The sequence below is a fragment of the Pedobacter sp. BAL39 genome (assembly GCF_000170795.1).
GTDB lineage: Bacteria > Bacteroidota > Bacteroidia > Sphingobacteriales > Sphingobacteriaceae > Pedobacter.
Genome location: NZ_ABCM01000028.1, coordinates 1 through 14,563, shown reverse-complemented (window position 1 = coordinate 14,563; position 14,563 = coordinate 1). Strand labels below are relative to the sequence as shown.

13 protein-coding genes are annotated in these 14,563 nt (G+C 47.7%); 9 read left to right on the top strand and 4 right to left on the bottom strand.

Translation table 11 applies throughout. The annotated features are described in order from the left end of the window. The first annotated feature begins 5 nt into the window (after positions 1-5). From PBAL39_RS23015 to PBAL39_RS24920, 3 genes are all read left to right on the top strand, one after another. Positions 6-1,217 (top strand): TlpA disulfide reductase family protein, encoded by a 1,212-nt coding sequence (locus tag PBAL39_RS23015; RefSeq protein WP_232283002.1) that lies wholly within the window; start codon positions 6-8, stop codon positions 1,215-1,217. 61 nt (positions 1,218-1,278) lie between these two features. Next, positions 1,279-2,352 (top strand): TlpA disulfide reductase family protein, encoded by a 1,074-nt coding sequence (locus tag PBAL39_RS24925; RefSeq protein WP_198139871.1) that lies wholly within the window; start codon positions 1,279-1,281, stop codon positions 2,350-2,352. 143 nt (positions 2,353-2,495) lie between these two features. Continuing rightward, a complete protein-coding gene (locus PBAL39_RS24920; protein WP_008246224.1) occupies positions 2,496-4,427 on the top strand; it encodes a HAMP domain-containing sensor histidine kinase in 1,932 nt (643 codons plus the stop codon). A gap of 19 nt (positions 4,428-4,446) precedes the next feature. Here PBAL39_RS24920 and PBAL39_RS23000 read toward each other — a convergent pair whose 3' ends face one another. From PBAL39_RS23000 to PBAL39_RS22990, 3 genes are read right to left on the bottom strand one after another with little or no spacing between them, the layout of a single operon-like run. Next, positions 4,447-5,031: an LUD domain-containing protein gene (locus PBAL39_RS23000; RefSeq protein ID WP_008246216.1), complete on the bottom strand. Its 585-nt coding sequence runs from the start codon at positions 5,029-5,031 to the stop codon at positions 4,447-4,449. Continuing rightward, entirely contained in the window at positions 5,024-6,421 is a 1,398-nt protein-coding gene (locus PBAL39_RS22995; RefSeq protein ID WP_008246215.1) for a lactate utilization protein B, read from the bottom strand. The genes PBAL39_RS23000 and PBAL39_RS22995 overlap by 8 nt, the downstream gene beginning before the upstream one ends. Continuing rightward, entirely contained in the window at positions 6,422-7,162 is a 741-nt protein-coding gene (locus tag PBAL39_RS22990; protein ID WP_008246214.1) for a (Fe-S)-binding protein, read from the bottom strand. A 159-nt stretch (positions 7,163-7,321) separates the two neighbouring features. Here PBAL39_RS22990 and PBAL39_RS22985 point away from each other — a divergent pair, with 159 nt between their 5' ends. The 4 genes from PBAL39_RS22985 to PBAL39_RS22970 all read left to right on the top strand — a co-directional run bounded on the left by PBAL39_RS22985 (position 7,322) and on the right by PBAL39_RS22970 (position 11,265). Next, positions 7,322-8,356 (top strand): LacI family DNA-binding transcriptional regulator, encoded by a 1,035-nt coding sequence (locus PBAL39_RS22985; protein WP_008246213.1) that lies wholly within the window; start codon positions 7,322-7,324, stop codon positions 8,354-8,356. Between the two features lie 78 nt (positions 8,357-8,434). Further along, on the top strand, positions 8,435-9,277 hold the full coding sequence (gene kduI, locus PBAL39_RS22980; RefSeq protein WP_157274183.1) for a 5-dehydro-4-deoxy-D-glucuronate isomerase: 843 nt from the start codon (positions 8,435-8,437) through the stop codon (positions 9,275-9,277). A gap of 21 nt (positions 9,278-9,298) precedes the next feature. Further along, the gene (locus tag PBAL39_RS22975; protein ID WP_008246211.1) at positions 9,299-10,441 is read left to right on the top strand and encodes a DUF4861 family protein; all 1,143 of its coding nucleotides are present in this window, start codon (positions 9,299-9,301) and stop codon (positions 10,439-10,441) included. A gap of 53 nt (positions 10,442-10,494) precedes the next feature. Next, on the top strand, positions 10,495-11,265 hold the full coding sequence (locus PBAL39_RS22970; protein ID WP_008246210.1) for an SDR family NAD(P)-dependent oxidoreductase: 771 nt from the start codon (positions 10,495-10,497) through the stop codon (positions 11,263-11,265). A 24-nt stretch (positions 11,266-11,289) separates the two neighbouring features. Here PBAL39_RS22970 and PBAL39_RS22965 read toward each other — a convergent pair whose 3' ends face one another. Then, entirely contained in the window at positions 11,290-12,159 is an 870-nt protein-coding gene (locus PBAL39_RS22965) for an AraC family transcriptional regulator (RefSeq protein ID WP_008246209.1), read from the bottom strand. A 275-nt stretch (positions 12,160-12,434) separates the two neighbouring features. On the opposite strand from PBAL39_RS22965, the gene PBAL39_RS22960 reads away from it, so the two are divergent. Further along, positions 12,435-13,001 carry a UbiX family flavin prenyltransferase gene (locus PBAL39_RS22960; RefSeq protein ID WP_008246208.1) on the top strand — a complete coding sequence of 189 codons (567 nt, stop codon included), beginning with the start codon at positions 12,435-12,437 and terminating at the stop codon, positions 12,999-13,001. Positions 13,002-13,072: 71 nt separating this feature from the next. Beyond that, a complete protein-coding gene (gene mtaB, locus PBAL39_RS22955) occupies positions 13,073-14,392 on the top strand; it encodes a tRNA (N(6)-L-threonylcarbamoyladenosine(37)-C(2))-methylthiotransferase MtaB (protein ID WP_008246207.1) in 1,320 nt (439 codons plus the stop codon). Positions 14,393-14,563 lie beyond the last annotated feature (171 nt).

Here is a 14,563-nt window from a genome sequence, read left to right as displayed (position 1 = left end):
TAAAGATGATGAGAAAAATAATTGTTACAATTATGGTGGCCGGTATGGCTGCTGTATCAACAACGCCGTTAATGGCGCAGGACACCTTCCAGCTGAAGGGTAAAATCAAGGGACAATCCTCAGGGATGATCAGGTTGAGCTACAGCTTAGGGGAAGATAACTACGTGCAGGACAGCTGTCTGATCAAAAACGGCACTTTCGAATTTAAGGGGAAACTGACCGAGCCTACAATGGCCTACATTTCCGGCAACGTGAAAGACCGTGGCATGGACGATCCCAATAGTGCCTCTTTGTTTATGGATCCTGGGGTGATGACCATCGAGCTGGTGGCTGGAGATTTCAAAAACATGAAGTTGAAAGGATCGTCAGCTAATGACGAGCTGAAGGCATCGGATCAGTCGAAAGCGAACATCAGGCAAAAGATGGCTCCGCTGTTGGCCGCTTACGATACGGCCAATAAAGCTTACGTCAAGGCCAGGGAGCAGAAGCAGTCTGAAGCAACCTTGGAGGCGCTAAAGGAAAAAGCATCTGATGTCAGGGATCAGTTTGAGCCGTATTATGAGCAGATGGGAACAATTGATCTGGCATATATAAAAGGTCATCCTGATTCTTATTATGCTGCAAGTATGTTTGTGTATAAGGTGTCGTCCATGCCATTGGATTCTTCGAAGAAATATTACGATCTTTTCTCGGAGCGCATCAAAAGCAGCAGTTATGGTAAGGCAGCCGCAAAAGAGATTGCCGCGCTGCAATCCGGTTCGCCGGGGAGCATGGCCAGGGTATTTAGTGTAAAGGACATCAATGGTGCTCAGCTAAGCCTGGATGATTTTAAAGGAAAAAAATATGTATTGCTGGATTTCTGGGCCAGTTGGTGTGTACCCTGCCGGAAAGGAAACCCACATCTATTATCATTGTACAGTAAATATAAAGACAAGGGATTGGAGATTGTCGGCATTTCTGACGACGACAGCAATCATGAAGCCTGGAAAAAAGCCGTGGAGAAAGACGGAATAGGCGTATGGAGGCATGTACTGCGCGGCCTGAAAGTGACTGGTCATAACTTTGATAAAACCAATGACATCACTGAGCCATTCGGTATTCATTCATTACCTACTAAAATACTGATTGATAAGGAAGGGATGATTGTTGGCCGTTATGGCGGCGGGGGTGAAGATGATGAGGCGATGGACCGTAAGCTGGCTGCCATCTTTAACTAATTTTAACAACCTGGTTGTATGATTTTGTTTAACTTTATTTTTTAAACGCTTGATTATGAATATGAAAACTAAATTTTTAGCAGCGCTGCTCCTGGTTTCTTCCGCTTATGGGGCGAAAGCTCAGCAAGTGCAGCTCAATGGGATGATTAGTGATTTTAAAGACACGAACATCACTTTTCACTACAAAAAGAATAAACTGCCGGTAACAGATACCGTAGCCGTTAAAGGAGGCAAGTTTACGTGGACGGCAGATATGCCAGAGCCGCAGAAAGTCTTCATCATGTTTCCGCAGCGTTATTTTGAGTTTTATGCGGAAAGTGGTAAGCTCAGCATGAGTGGTAAGGCCGAGGAGATCTGGGCGGCCAAGGTAAGCGGTTCTAAGCTGCAGGATGAGGCCGATGCCTACCGGCAATCGCTGAAAAGCATTACGGACCAGGAAGAAGAGCTGTACCAACAATATGGCAAGGGGACGGAAACAGCGCAGTCTGCACTGGAGAAAAAGCTGTCTGAGCTGAGGTCGCAGAAGTTAACTAAAGGGAATGCCTATATCAAAGCGCATCCAAAAAGCCACTATAGCCTGGCGCTTGTTGCTGACCGGGCCATGATGGGCAGTTATGCAGGTGTGAATGAAGCCTATGTTTTATTGGATCCGTCGATGCGGGAAAGTATGGAAGGTAAAGTCCTGGCAGAGCGCATCGAGGTATTGAAAAGAAGCGACATTGGCGTGCCCATGCTCAACTTTAGTCAGCAGGATACCGAGGGCAAGCTGGTTCATTTTGCCGACTTTAAAGGGAAATACGTGCTGGTAGACTTCTGGGCCAGCTGGTGCGGGCCCTGCAGGGCGGAAAATCCAAACGTGCTTAAGGCATACAACCGCTATAAGGACAAAAATTTCACAGTAGTAGGGGTGTCACTGGATGATAAAGCAGAGGCCTGGAAGAAGGCAATAAAAGACGACCAGATGCCATGGACCCAGGTGTCGGACCTCAAAGGTTTTCAAAATGAGGTGTCTACTTATTATGGTATTAATGGCATTCCGAGTACGTTGCTGGTAGATCCGCAAGGAAATATCGTGGCAAAAGATTTACGTGGGGCATCACTGAACGATAAGCTGGCTGAATTGCTGGACAAATAGCCTTTAGTTAACATATGTAAAACGCCATCCGGGCTACTGTCAGGATGGCGTTTTGCGTATATAGTGTAATTTGTAATGCCTGTCAAAACTTAATTGTTTGCCGGACGTTTACACAGAGGTAAATGCACGATTAAAGAATATCTATGGAAAGGGCTATGGTTGATGAATTGAAAGATTCCTTTTATACAGGAAGGGAATTTCAGCTTTTTTTTAAATCTTCAACACAATCCCTCGTCATCAAAGCTGATGCTCCTCACTTTACGATCCTGGCGGTGAGTGATGATTTTGAGAACAACTCCTTCCGGAAGCGGGAGGAGTTGTTGGGCGAAGGCCTTTTTGAGATCTTCCCGGACAACGTGGAAAGTCCGGACGGAAAGGAAAATGCAAGGCTGGCATTGATGGATGTCATTGCCAGCAAAAGCAGTGTTGCCCTGCCGGTTTACAAATATGAGATTTTTTCGCCCGAAGCAGGTGACATGGTTGCTCACTATTGGTCAAATACCAATCAGCCTGTGCTCGATGAAACTGGGGAGGTGGCCTATATTATCAATACTACGGTAAACATCACGAGGCAGGAGTTACTGCGGGAGCTGAATGCCTCATCAAAAGAATATTTATTGAAACAGCAGGAGCGCATCAATAAGATGTTTCTGAATGCTCCTGTTGGTATGGCGCTTTTCACTCAGGATTATGTCATTGAATATGCCAATGAGGCGATTTGCAGGATGTGGAACAAAGGAGGCCCGAAAGAAGTCACCGGAAAATCCATCTTTCAGCTGATCCCCTCATTGGAAGACACGAAACTGAAGTCCATATTTGACCGTGTGATGGAGTCTGGTAATGCATACATCAGCAAGGAGTCTCCGGTGAGCTACAACAGGAATGGAAAGGTTGCGGTGTATTACTTCGATCTGCATTTTGAGCCCATTTACGGATTGGAGAAAGAAGTTACAGGCTTCCTGTCGCTGGTAAATGAAGTGACCGAACAGGTAGTGGCGCGGCGGAAAATAGAAAATGCAGAAGAACGGCTGCGACTGGCGTCGGAGGCTACGGGCATTGGCAGCTGGGACCTGGACCTGCAAACCGGAAAGATCATTTATTCGCCGATCATGGCAGAGTTGCTTGGGCACTCCGGAAAGTTCGACCTCAGTCAGGAGGAATTGTGGATGCTGGTGCATCCGGATGACATCCATCAGGCAAACCATGCATTTGAGGAGGCTATGGAGACTGGTATTTACCACTGTCAGTGCCGGATACTGAGGCCCGATGAGCAGGTGTTTTGGATTGGCGTGATGGGGAAGGTTCAGTATGAGCAGGATAAGAGCCCGATAAGGATGATCGGTACGGTGATGGACATTACGGAAAGCAAACAGGAGGAAATCAAAAAGAATGACTTCATTGCCATCGCCAGTCATGAGCTGAAGACACCGCTGACCTCACTGAAAGCGTATGCACAATTTTTGAAAACAGGAAAGAATGTAACTGATCCGGGTTTTGTGTCCAGTATTGCCGGCCGCATCGAAGGGCAGATCAATAAGATGACAAAACTCGTCTATAGTTTTCTCGACTTATCACGGATAGAATCAGGTAAGATTGAGATCCTGATGGAGGACTTTGATCTGAACCAGCTGATCCGTGAGGTGGCAGACGATTATGTGCTGCAGGAGAAAAATCATCCGCTCAGGTTTGAACCAACAGAGTTGCCATTAATTCGTGCCGACAGGAACAAGGTCATGCAGGTGATTGACAACCTGATCAGCAATGCCATCAAGTATTCACCACAGGGAGGAGCGGTGACCATTCATGCTACAAATGAACAAGGTTTCCTGGTGGTGAATGTGGAGGACCATGGGATCGGGATTGATAACAACCACGTGACGAAGATTTTTGAGCGCTATTACCGTATTGACGACCTGCAGGTCAAGAATGCTTCAGGGTTCGGTATTGGTTTATATTTGTGTGCAGACATCATCAAAAGACATCATGGGGAGATTGGCCTTCATAGTGAGCCGGGAAAGGGCAGCAACTTTTATTTTAAACTGCCCCTTCAGCCGATGCCCCTGACTCAGGGTTAGCCATGAGTTACTCCTGTTGTCAGTCAACTAAAAACACGGTCATGTTCTTTGGTCCATGTGCGCCGAGGACGAGCGACTGTTCGATGTCTGCTGTTTTGGATGGCCCTGCAATGAAGGTTCCGAAACCATAACTGGAGTCAGCAATTCTTGTGTAGGCCTGATGCATATTGGACAAGATGTCTGTTTTGCGGACGACCACGGCGAGCTGCTGGCAAATAAATGGGATGACACGTTGCTGCATCAGAGACTCAGTGATCCATAGCGCGGAGTTCTCGGCCACGCCGAAGTGTGCTGCAATAATTGCAAGGTCTACATTTTCATAACTATGCGGTTCATGGTCTATCCAGTCGCGCTCAGTAACGTCAGAGAGCTCCGGAAGTGTAGAGATGATGCGCGGCAGGCCGCTGAAATGTTCTTTTAGGTAGGTTTTAATTTCTTCGAAACCAGACACTTCCACTGCTGAGCCACCAATGTTGGTCAACATCGTCGCAAATACGGATACGGGACTTTCGAAGATAACTGGGTTTTCCAGGTCTTCGGGTAATGCTCTTGTGGCCGGTTGGTTGGCTTTCAGGCTGGCCAGGATCTCTGCTCTGCTACTCATCGCTATTATTTTTCTGCATTGTATTGTTCTCTTTAAACCATTCGCGGAAGGACTGCTTCGGTGGTTCTGGCATATCCCGTTGTTTGTACCAGGCATTCATCCTGTTGTTCACTGCAAAGGGGATGTGTTTCAGGAACCAGCGTCCTGCTTTTCCGGCTTTCTGGTATACTGCCGGATGGGATAGCGTAAAATCCATGGTTTTCATGGCGATCGTTTTGGCGGGGCTTGCATAGCCCTCTTTGACGATCACCTGTCTCCATTTATAAAGTTGTTCATGGATATTGATCTTTACAGGGCACACATTGGTACATGAACCGCAAAGGGTAGAGGCAAACGGAAGGTCTGCATATTTCTTCATGTCCAGGTTGGGTGCCAGTATGGAACCTATAGGCCCTGCGATGGCCGTATGGTAACTGTGTCCGCCACTTCTGCGGTATACCGGACAGGTGTTCATACAGGCACCGCAGCGGATGCACTTGAGGGAGTTTCTGAAATCCTCTCTGCCCAGCTGTGTGGTGCGTCCATTGTCGACCAGGATAATGTGCATCTGCTGTCCCGGCCGGGGTTTGCTGAAGTGGCTGGAGTAGGTGGTGATGGGTTGCCCGGTGGCGCTCCTGGCCAGCAGGCGAAGGAAAACGGACAGGTGTGTGCGCTGGGGGATGATCTTTTCTATACCCATACAGGCGATGTGTACATCTGCAAGATGAGCGCCCATATCTGCATTTCCTTCGTTGGTGCAGACTACAAACTCACCGGTTTCGGCTACAGCAAAGTTAACGCCGGTGATGGCGGCCCTGCGTGTCATGAATTTCTCCCGCAGGTGGAGGCGTGCCGCTGCGGTCAGGAATACCGGATCGGACATCCCTTCAGGGGTACCGAGGTGTTCATGAAACAAGGTTCCGATCTCTTCCTTCTTTTTATGGATACATGGCAATACAATATGGCTTGGTGGCTCTTCTGCGAGCTGCACAATGCGCTCTCCCAGGTCAGTGTCGATCACATCGACCCCTTGTTCCTTGAGGTATTCGTTGAGGTGACATTCTTCTGTCAGCATGGATTTGCTCTTGATCAGCTGGCGGATACCATTGTCATTGAGTATTTCGTGTACAATTCGGTTGTGTGCTGCTGCATCTGCGGCCCAGTGGACGGTGATGCCGTTATGTTGCGCATTACTTTCAAACTGGAGGAGGTAATCATGCAGGTTAGAGAGTACGTTGTCTTTGATCTGCGAGGCCGTGTCGCGCAGTCGCTCCCATTCGGGAAGGGTATGGGCCGCTTTGTCGCGCTTGGCACGCACAAACCATAAGGTGTCGTCATGCCAGTTGACACGAGCTTCATCGGCATTGAAAATATCTGATAAGGCGGCGTGGTCTTTAGTTGCTGTGCTCATTTATTGTTCCTGTGCGTTTAAGATTTCTGCGATATGTAATACCCTGACCTGGCTGTTCTGGCGCTTTAAAATGCCTTCCATATGCATCAGGCAGGACATGTCCGCCGCGGTAATGTACTGTGCGCCATTGGAAATGTGATCGGCAACGCGATCCTTACCCATCTTTACCGATACGGCTTCTTCAATGACGCAGAAGGTGCCGCCGAAGCCGCAGCATTCATCAGGACGGGTCAGGGGCACCAGCTCGAGATCTTCAACCATATTGAGCAGCTGCAGTGGCTTGGAGAAAGGCTGGTCAACCAGCTCCGTCATCTGTGCCAGCTTTAGTCCGCGTTGCCCGTGGCAACTCTGGTGAACGCCAACCTTATGTGGAAAACGGGCAGTCAGGCTTTTTACCTCCAGTACATCCGTCAGAAATTCGGTCAGCTCATAAATCTTTTTTCGGATGCCCCTGGCCTTTGTTTCTTCAGTTGCAGAGTGCAGGTGGTCTTTCAAATGTAGTACGCAGCTTCCCGAAGGGGACACTACATAATCAAATTGGGAGAAATTGTCTATAAAAAGATTGTTGCATCCTGCTGTCAGGTGCTCAAACCCTGAGTTGGCCATGGGCTGCCCGCAACAGGTCTGGTTCATAGGGTAGTGGACATCCACATTCAGCCTTTGAAGCAGTTTGAGGGTAGCAATGGCGGCATTGGGATAAAACTGATCTACATAACAGGGTATAAAAAGCCCGACGGTCATACGTTGAAAATTTGGTGTGTTTGAAGGCCTTAAGGTAGATTTTTTATCTTGGATCTTATTTATGAAAACGTTTTCATTTTTTGCAGGAATTCCTTAGCTTGCATATGATTTGGACTTACAGTGCCATTTAGCGTGCAGAAAGCAGTTGATTTTTAGCCGATGTCAAAAAGAAAGAAAACTCAGGAAAATACGATCATTCACATCGCTGAAGCGTTAAAGCTATCGCCGGCCACCATCTCGCGTGCATTAAATGACCATCCCTATGTGAAGGCGCAGACGAAAAAAGATGTGCTGGAAATGGCGGCTCAGCTGGGCTACCGGCGTAACCTGATGGCCTCGGGTCTGCGCAATAACAAAACAAAAACAGTAGGTTTAATTGTGCCGCGGATTTCTATGTTTTTTCATGCAGAGGTAATCACGACGATTCAGAACGCGCTGCATCAGCAGGGTTATAAGCTGATCATCTGTCAATCCAGCGACCTCCTTGAATTGGAGAAGGAGCTGACAGAGATACTGTATGCTTCAAGAGTGGAGGCATTGATCGTTGCCTGTACTTTGCAGACCATCGATTTTAGTCATTTTGATAAAGTAATTGATCAGGGGCTGCCTGTAATTTTTTATGACCGGGCGCCACTCAACGGTCACCGGGCGACGATGGTGGTTGGCGATGATGTACATGGCGGTTACCTGGCAGGGAAACACCTGATCGACAGGGGCTGCAAGCGGATCGCGCACCTTTCGGGCCACCTGAGTTCCAATTTATACCGAAACCGGCTTAGTGGTTTTAGGCAGGCCTTGATGGAAGCAGGGATGGAATTGGGTGATGACCAGGTCCTGCATCGGGAGCTCAGCGCGGAGGAAGCCCATAAGGCAATGGAATTCTTTTTCAGTAAAGAGGTTGTTCCTGACGGCGTTTTCCTGGCTAACGATGTGAGTGCCATTGCAGCGCTTCAGTTTGCGCGGGAGCGCGGGATTCCGGTGCCTGAAAAATTGAAAATTGTAGGTTACTCAAATGATCCAAGGACATCGATCATCAGTCCGCCGATCAGTACAGTGGAACAATTCCCACAGCAGGTGGGCTTAAGGGTGGTGACGGAACTGATGGCTTTGCTGAAAGCTGAAGGAAACATTCCGGAAACCGATACCGCTCCGATTGTCATCCCTGTTGAACTGATCAGTAGGGCGAGTTCATGATGTTCATGTGCGGTAGAGCCTATAACGATGAGGAGCGGCAGCGCTCATAAAAATAAATTAATGATTAATTATAAGACCATGCATACACATTTTGAAAGCAGATTTGCGCTGAGCCCCTCAGAAGGGAAACAGCTGGACTCCGAAGGTTTGAGGACAAATTTTTTGATGGAGACACTCTTTGAAGCGGATGTGGTACACCTTACACTGACCCATTATGACCGGTATATTTTTGGGGGCGTCATGCCGGTTAAAGAAACCGTAATCCTGGAAAGCCCGGAAAACCTTAAGGCTTCTTTTTTCTTGGAAAGAAGGGAGCTGGGGATGATCAATGTAGGAGGACCAGGAAAAGTCACAGCAGATGGGCTTAGCTATGAGCTTGATTTTAAAGAGGCACTGTATCTTGGCCGTGGCACACAAACGGTGGATTTCAGCTCTGTAGATGAGTCAAATCCCGCCAAGTTTTATCTGAATTCCGCTCCCGCCCACCATACTTATCCTTCGAGGAAGGTTTCCAGGACCGAAGCTGAAGTGGTGGAACTGGGCTCATCAGCAACGGCAAACCACAGGGTGATCAATAAACTGCTGGTAAACAGCGTGCTACCTACCTGTCAGCTGCAGATGGGCATGACCGAACTGAAGTCGGGCAGTGTATGGAATACGATGCCTGCGCATACCCACGACCGCCGTATGGAGGTCTATTTTTACTTTGAAGTGCCGGAAGGGCAGAGTGTATGTCACTTCATGGGCCAGCCCAATGAAACGCGGCACATCTGGATGCAGAATGAGCAGGCGGTGATTTCACCGAACTGGTCGATTCATTGCGGTGCAGGCACCAGCAATTATACATTTATATGGGGAATGGCGGGGGAAAACCTTGACTACGGGGACATGGACCATTGTGCCATCTCCGAGCTGAGGTAATACATCATTAATTTTGATTACATGAAAAAAAGAATTTTACACCTGCTGGCATTGGCGCTGCTGCTGCCGGCTTTTGTTTCCTTTCCGGCATCGGCGCAGCTCAGGAAAATCGACATCGGCGTAAGCAACCCCTCGGATCTGGAAAGAAAGGATGTTGTGCTGGCGGTCGACTGGCAAGCCATCGTATCGAGATATCCTGCAATTGACGCTAAAGGTTTTAAGGTGCTGGATGCGCAACAACGTGAAATCCCTTTTCAGCTGGAATACAAAGGATATCGGCAACCACAACAGCTGTTGATCCAGGTGAGTATCGCTGCCCAGGGTACGCAACGCTATACATTAGTTCCAGGTAAACCCGCGGCCTTTGTGATGAAGACCTTTGGTCGTTATGTGCCGGAACGTAAGGATGACTTTGCCTGGGAGAATGATAAGGTTGCTTTCAGAATGTATGGGAAAGCATTGGAAGGCACCAGCGAAAATGCTTTTGGCATTGATGTATGGACAAAAAGAACGGACCGTATGGTAATCAATAACTGGTATAAAACAGGAGATTACCATGCCGATCACGGCGAGGGACTGGACTATTACAGTGTTGGTTATACGCTTGGTGCAGGGGATATCGCGCCCCTGAACAAGGATACTGTGGTTTACCCGAAAAACTACAGGGACTGGAAGATTCTGGACCAGGGGCCATTGCGGTTTACTTTTCAGCTGAGTTATGAGAGCTGGGTGGTTGGCGGGCGGCCCGTGACGGTCACCAAGGTGATCTCTCTTGATGCGGGAGCGCAGCTCAACAGGGTGGAGGCGAGTTATACTTTTGCAGGTACGGAACTTCCCGTTGCAATAGGAATCGTGAGGCGTGCAGATCCGGGGGTGTTCAGAATTGATGAACAGCGGGGCCTGATGGCTTACTGGGAGCCGGAACATGGGAAGGATGGTATTGTCGGCACTGGAGTGGTGATGACGCAAAGTCCGTTAAATGTGAATGTAACGGCTAAACAACTGCTGGGTAGCCTGAAAACGGAAAGTAAGGTACCCGTAGTGTATTATACTGGAGCGGCCTGGAATAAGGCTGGACTGATCAGTAATGCGCAACAGTGGTTCGATTATCTGGACGAGTTTAAGCAAGGCATTGCGCATCCTCTAAAAGTGACGCTGCAATAGTAATCATATTGCTGTATAGTGATGATATATGTACTGATTTTATTCTTTTAGTGATGGGGGTACTCAATTTATTTGGCCTGAAAGGCAAGACGGCACTGGTAACAGGCTGTAAACGTGGTATTGGAAAGGCGATGGCGGAGGCATTGGCCGAAGCTGGTGCGGACATCATTGGTGTTTCTGCGAGCCTGGAGCAAACAGGGAGTGCCGTGGAGCGTTCTGTTAACGCCCTCGGAAGGAAATTTTCTGCTTATCAATGTGACTTTAGCGACCGTAAGGCATTGAAAGTATTCATTGATCAGATCAGAAGGGATCATCCTGTAGTGGATATCCTGGTGAACAATGCAGGGATCATCCTTCGGAAACCCATTGCAGAACATCCTGATGAATACTGGGATGAGGTGTTGTCGGTGAACCAAACCGCCCCATTTATACTAACGAGGGAAATTGGAAGGGACATGTTACAAAGAGGTGGTGGAAAGGTGATTTTTACGGCATCATTGCTGACTTTCCAGGGGGGGATCAACGTTCCTGGTTATGCCGCGACTAAAGGCGCTATTGGTCAGCTGACTAAGGCTTTTGCCAATGAATGGGCTTCAAAAGGAATCAATGTGAATGCCATCGCACCGGGTTATATTTCTACAGATAATACGGAGGCACTGAGGGCTGATGAAGCCCGTAGCCGATCGATCCTGGAACGCATTCCGGCTGGCAGGTGGGGGGAGGCAGCCGATTTCAAGGGGCCGGTGGTATTCCTTGCCTCTGCAGCTTCGGATTACATGCATGGCACGGTGATGACTGTTGATGGCGGATGGATGGGTAGGTAATCGCTGTAATGGCGCCTACCGGCTTCATTTTTTAAGAAAGGATTTCTGATAATTCAAAGGGCTCATCCCGGTAATCACTTTGAAGTGTTTATGAAAGCTGGCAAAATTGTGGAATCCACTTTCGTAACAGATCTGTTTTACGTTCATGCTATCCTCTATCAGCAGCTTGCAGGCATGCCCTACGCGTATTTCCGTGATGAATTGTGTGTAAGTTTTTCTTGTGCGCGATTTGAAATAGCGGCAGAAGGAATTGGGGCTGATATTGGCAATTGCAGCCATCTCCTCCATTTGTAGTTTCCTTTTGAAATTGGCAAGGGAGTAATTGTAGATGGCATTGATCCTCTCATTTTCAGTTTCTTCAAAGTTGTGACGGAAGCCGATGGAAGAAATGGACTGGTGGTCTGTGCATTTATCTATAGCGATAAGTGCTTCCATCAGGAGGATGATGCGTCTTGATCCTTCATGGAGCAGGATGGATTCGATCAGCTCACCGATCTGTGCGCTGTGGCTGTCCGGGATCTGTACACCTCGGTGTGCTTTTTCCAGCAGCAATTTCAGCGATTTATTTTCCGGCAGGTTCAAAAAGTGGCTGCCCCAGAAGTTTTCGGAGAAATGTACCACCACGACATCCGCATGGTTTTCCTCATTTTCATTGAAGTAGTTGTCGTCAAAACGCCAGTAATGTGGTAAATGAGCGCCCACGAGTACCACGTCGCCTGTACGGAAGCGCTTGATGTTGTCGCCGATAAATTGCGTACCATTGCCTTCTTTAAAATAAATCAGTTCAACTTCAGCATGATAATGCCAGCGGTTGTTGACATAAGGAACCTTGTCTCTGCGGGCACTGAAAGACTGGACCGGGCTATTGGCAACTTTGAGTAACTGTGGTTTCATAATGGGCTTTGATCGGCAGTAAAAATAGAAAAATCTTTCAACTGCATCCTGAATTTCAATTATTTGTAGAAACCTTGTCAAAAAAAAATGTTTAAACTTTCATTTAATAAAAAAGTTAATTACATTTGGGCTTACCCTTTCGAGGGTATGTTTTTCATAGGTAGATGTAGGGTCGAAAATTTATTTTCGGCCCTTTTTTATGCCCTCTTTTCCCGGGGCTATTTTTGACCTAAATGCGCGCATAAATTTGTCGTCGTTCCGTATCTTAGCGGCTCATGAACAAGAAAAAAATCATTGTTGCAATTACGGGGGCGAGTGGCTCCATTTACGCCAAGCTACTGCTGGACAATTTGGTGAAATTATCTGCACAGATTGCACAGGTAGGGGTAGTGATGTCGGACAATGCAAAGGAAGTCTGGCGTTTTGAACTGGGCAACGAGGAGTACAACAATTATCCTTTCACCTTTTATCCTAAAATGGATTTTAACGCACCCTTTGCATCGGGTTCGGCAAAATTTGACACTATGATTATCGTTCCCTGTTCTATGGGAACATTGGGCAGAATTGCCCATGGCATCTCCAACGACCTGATCAGCCGGGCTGCAGATGTGGTCCTCAAGGAACGCCGCAAACTGATTGCTGTGGTGCGGGATACGCCTTTCAGCCTCATACACATCAATAATATGAAGATCGTAACAGAGGCGGGAGGCATCATCTGCCCGGCAAGTCCTTCATTTTACAGCAGGCCGCAGACCATTGAAGAAGTGGCCCAGACGGTGGTCAGCAGGGTGATTGACCTGGCCGGGCTGGAGCAGGATACTTACCGATGGAATGAGGAATAATCCCATCTAAAACCATATCTTTGCAGAATTGATGAATTGATTTCATCGCTATTGAAAAAGAATACTCAAAGATGAAGAAAGTAGCGTTTTACACTTTAGGCTGTAAATTGAATTTCTCGGAAACCTCCACCATTGGGAGGCTTTTTACGGATGCCGGTTATGCGGTTGTTGATTTTACTGATGCAGCGGATGTATATGTGATCAACACGTGTTCGGTAACGGAACATGCCGATAAGAAGTGCCGTAAAGTGGTAAAAGAAGCGCTAAAGTACTCTCCAAATGCCTATGTGACGATTGTTGGCTGTTATGCGCAGCTGAAACCTGCCGAGATCGCCGAGATTGAAGGGGTGGATATGGTGCTTGGAGCGGCAGAGAAATTCCGTATCGTGGAATACATCTCCGATCTGACAAAGGCACCCAAAGCGGTCATCCATCAGCAGAACATTGAAAAAGTAAACCATAACTTTATTGCGGCCTACTCTATTGGGGATCGCACGCGTACCTTCCTGAAGGTTCAGGATGGCTGCGACTATCCTTGTACGTATTGTACCATTCCATTGGCCCGTGGTGGCAGCAGGAGTGATACCATTGAAAATGTAATCAACCGTGCCCGCCAGATTGCGGGAAGTGGTGTGAAGGAAATCGTGCTGACGGGTGTAAACCTTGGCGACTTCGGGATCCGCAATGGAGAACGTGAAGATAAATTCTTTGACCTTGTGAAGGCATTGGACGAGGTAGAAGGAATAGAGCGGATCAGGATCTCCTCTATAGAACCGAACCTGCTGAGTAATGAGATTATCAATTTTGTGGCCAGCTCAAAAAGGTTTGTGCCGCATTTCCATATTCCACTGCAGTCGGGTTCCAACAAAATCCTTGGCCTGATGCGCAGACGTTACCAGCGCGAGCTGTATACCGAACGTGTAGAAACGATCAAGGCGTTAATTCCAAACTGTTGTATTGGTGTTGATGTGATTGTCGGGTTCCCGGGAGAGACACAGGAGGACTTCCTGGATACTTATCAGTTCCTGAATGGTCTGGACATCTCCTACCTACACGTATTTACCTACTCTGAGCGTGAGCAGACGCCAGCCGCAGAGATGAAGGGCAGCGTACCCGGAAGCTCCAGGGCGGAACGCAGCAAGATGTTGCACATCTTATCTGATAAAAAGAGACGGGCATTTTACCAGAGCCAGATTGATACTGTCGGCGAAGTGCTGTTTGAGGACGATCAGAAAGATGGTTTCATGCATGGCTTCACTAAAAACTACGTGAAGGTGAAGGCAAAATACGATCCTGTCATGGTGAATGAGATCAAGACGGTAAAGCTCGTGGCACTTACTGCCGAAGGAGAAGTAGAAGTTGCGGAAACAGAAGAAGTTTTAGCGCATTAATACTATATTCGCAATTCAAACTTTTTCATACGTATGTTTCCAACCGTATCCCATTTCATAGCCTACGTTTTTGGCGTTCAGGTACCGCTTCCATTTAATACTTTTGGTGTTTTTGTAGCTCTGGCTTTCATCGGGGGATATTGGGCATTTACTCAGGAGTTAAACGCAAGG